The sequence below is a fragment of the Nocardioides sp. P5_C9_2 genome (assembly GCF_054049555.1).
Genome location: NZ_JBFUMD010000488.1, coordinates 1 through 2,914, shown reverse-complemented (window position 1 = coordinate 2,914; position 2,914 = coordinate 1). Strand labels below are relative to the sequence as shown.

Here is a 2,914-nt window from a genome sequence, read left to right as displayed (position 1 = left end):
CCTCGGGGGTCACCTCCTGGCCGATGCCGTCGCCGGGGATGACGGCAAGGGTGACGGTGCCCGAGGCGGTCTCGTCGTCGGACCCGGACGGCGTGCTGGTGTCGGTGCTCATGGCGGCGAATCTAGTTGTCCTCGGGCGTGCGCCCGCCGTTGTCTCGCAGGTCAAGCGAGGCCTGGACCGCGGCCGTGATGGCCTCCTGGCTGCGCGGGTTGTCCGGGTGGTGGCTGGCTGGTCCCCAGTCGGGGTACATGTCGTACATGGCTGTCTCCGTGAGTCGTGGGTCGTGGGTCGTCGGGGGCGGGTGGTGCGGCCCGACGCCCCGGGCGGGGCGGCGACGACTCGTGGATCGCACGAGGACGGGGAAACCAGCGGACTGCGGATCGCGCGAGATGGGGCTGGAAGCGGGACCGCCGCGGGGCGTCAGGGCCTGGAACTTGATCCCGAGGCCACTGCAACGCCGAACACCGCGGCGAGGTGGCCTCGGTCAGGCCCCGCCGCGGCAGTCGATGAGTACGAGCTGGCTCCGCATGGTGAGACCGACGGTACGCCGCCGCCCGGTCCGGCGCACCCGGGTGACGGGAATCGTTCACGATGCGAGACGGGGGCCCGGTCGTGGAAGACTCGGCCACCTCATGAGTGCCCCACCCGAGCTGCCCGACATCGTGTCCCGCGCCTTCGCCGTGTCCCGCAAGGCCGGCTACGTGTCCTTCTGCCGCAACGAGACCGGCCGGCTGCTGGCGACCCTGGCCGCCACCCGGGGCGGCACGATGGCCGAGTTCGGCACCGGTTGCGGGGTCGGCACCGCGTGGCTGCGCAGCGGCGTACGCAACGGCGCCCACATCCTCACCGCCGAGCGCGACCCCCGGCTGGCCACCGCGGCGGCCGAGATCTTCCGCGAGGACGACCACGTCGAGGTGCTCGAGGCCGACTGGTCCCTGCTGCACGAGCGCGGGCCCTACTCCCTGGTGTTCCTCGACAGCGGCGAGCCGGACGCGGTGCGCGTCGACGCGGTCGTCGACCTGCTGGAGCCTGGCGGCATCGTCGTGCTCGACGACTTCACGCCGTGCGAGATGTGGCCACCGATCACCTACGGCCGGGTGGACACCCTGCGCGAGGAGTGGCTCACCGACGAGCGCTTCACCGCCGTCGAGGTGATGATCGCGCCCGACGCCTCGGCGCTGATCGCCACGCGCCGCTGACCAGTACCGGCTGGCGCGACCGGTCCTGCCCCGGCTGGTTGGATGGCGGCATGGGGGAACTCCTGAGCGTGCGCGGGCTGACCCGGGTCTTCGGGGAGCGGGTCGTGCTCGACCGGATCGACCTCGACGTCGGCGAGGGCGAGGTGGTCGGCGTCGTCGGGCCCAACGGCAGCGGGAAGTCCACCCTGCTGCGGTGCATCGTCGGCACCGACGAGCCGGACGCCGGCACGATCACCCTCGACGGCGGCGTGCTCGACGAGCGACGCGCCGACGTCCGCCGCGACCTGGCCGTCGTCATGGACGACATCGACTTCTTCCCCGACCTGAGCGTCGTCGAGCACCTGGACCTGATGGCGCGAGCCCACGGCCAGCACGACGCCGAGGACCTGGTCGACGTCGTGCTCGACGAGGTGGGCCTGATGGACGTGTCKGGACAGCTGCCGTCCACGCTGTCCTCGGGACAGCGCCGTCGGCTGGCCCTGGCGTCGGTGCTGGTGCGCCCGCGACGGCTGGTGGTGCTGGACGAGCCGGAGCAGCGCCTCGACGTGGCGGGCGTCGCCTGGCTCGCCACCCGCCTCCTCGAGGAGAAGGCCGCCGGCCGGGGCGTCCTGCTGGTCAGCCACGACCCCGAGCTGGTCGCCCGCGCCTGCGACCGCGTCGTACGCCTCGGCGACTCCCCGCACGCGACCGGGGACCCCGGTGCCGGCTGAGACGGCGTCGCCACCCACCGCGCGCGAGGTGCGCGCCCAGGTGCGGGAGTGGCGCCGGGGGCGGGCCGAGCTGCACGTGTGGGAGGTCCTGGGTGATGCCTACGTCGCCCTGTTCACCGTGGTGATGGTCGGCTCGATGGCCGGCAGCGTGGTGGTCAACCTGCGCCGGCTGGCCGACAGCACCTGCGTGGGCACCTGCGCACAGGTGCGCGAGGTCGCGCCGTGGCTGGCGGGCCTCGGGCTGGTCGTGCTCACCCTGGCCGGCGCACGGCTGCTCGGCCCGGTCTTCAGCCCGCCCGCCATGAACGGCTGGGTGGTGAGCAGCCCGGTGGACCGTGGGGACCTGCTCCGGCCGGCGCTCGGGCGTGCGGTCGCCGTGGCGGCGGTCGTCTCGGCGACGGGCCTGCTGGCCCCCGCCGTCCTGGGTGGGCTCGGGGTCGGCGTCGCCGTCCTCTACGTCACGGCGGGCGTCGCCTCCTGCGCCGCGGCCGTCGCGTGGGCGACGCGTTCGCAGGTCCGCGAGGACGGCGTGGCCCGGGCGACGACGTGGATCCTGGCGGGGACGACGTGGCTGYTCCTCGGCCTGACCGCCACGGGGCGTCTGGCCCTGCCCGCCGCCCCGCCGTGGACCGCCGTGGCCGCAGTGGCCCTCGTGGCGACCGTCGCCGGGACCGCCGGGGTCGCGCGGGTCGCGCACGCGCTGCCGACCGTGTCCCGTCGGGTGCTGGCGCGCACCGAGCACCTCTCCCCCAGCCTGTCCGGCGCCCTGTCCTCGCTCGACCTCGGGCTCATGTACGACGTCCTGCTCGCCCGCCGCTGGGGCAAGGGAGCCCACGTCACGACGCACCGCGGCGGGCCGAGCGGCTGGTGGGCGCTCGTGCACCGCGACGCCCGACGGGTCCTCCGGGCCCCGCAGCCGTGGCTGGTGCTGGCCGGCATGGCCCTCGTGCCGTACGCCGCGGCCGCGGCGGGCACGGGCCGCGCGACCGCCCTGGTGGTCACCC

At 74.8% G+C, this 2,914-nt stretch carries 4 protein-coding genes; 3 read left to right on the top strand and 1 reads right to left on the bottom strand.

The window, feature by feature from the left end:
• Positions 1-122 precede the first annotated feature (122 nt).
• Positions 123-260, bottom strand: a complete 138-nt coding sequence (locus tag ACXJKL_RS18595; RefSeq protein ID WP_457208488.1) for a hypothetical protein — start codon at positions 258-260, stop codon at positions 123-125.
• Between the two features lie 373 nt (positions 261-633).
• On the opposite strand from ACXJKL_RS18595, the gene ACXJKL_RS18590 reads away from it, so the two are divergent.
• The 3 genes from ACXJKL_RS18590 to ACXJKL_RS18580 form a co-directional block, all read left to right on the top strand.
• The gene (locus tag ACXJKL_RS18590) at positions 634-1,200 is read left to right on the top strand and encodes an O-methyltransferase (RefSeq protein ID WP_457208487.1); all 567 of its coding nucleotides are present in this window, start codon (positions 634-636) and stop codon (positions 1,198-1,200) included.
• 50 nt (positions 1,201-1,250) lie between these two features.
• Positions 1,251-1,910, top strand: a complete 660-nt coding sequence (locus ACXJKL_RS18585; protein ID WP_457208486.1) for an ABC transporter ATP-binding protein — start codon at positions 1,251-1,253, stop codon at positions 1,908-1,910.
• On the top strand, positions 1,900-2,914 hold a 1,015-nt coding region (locus ACXJKL_RS18580), incomplete at its 3' end, for a DUF6297 family protein (RefSeq protein WP_457208485.1). The genes ACXJKL_RS18585 and ACXJKL_RS18580, both read left to right, overlap by 11 nt.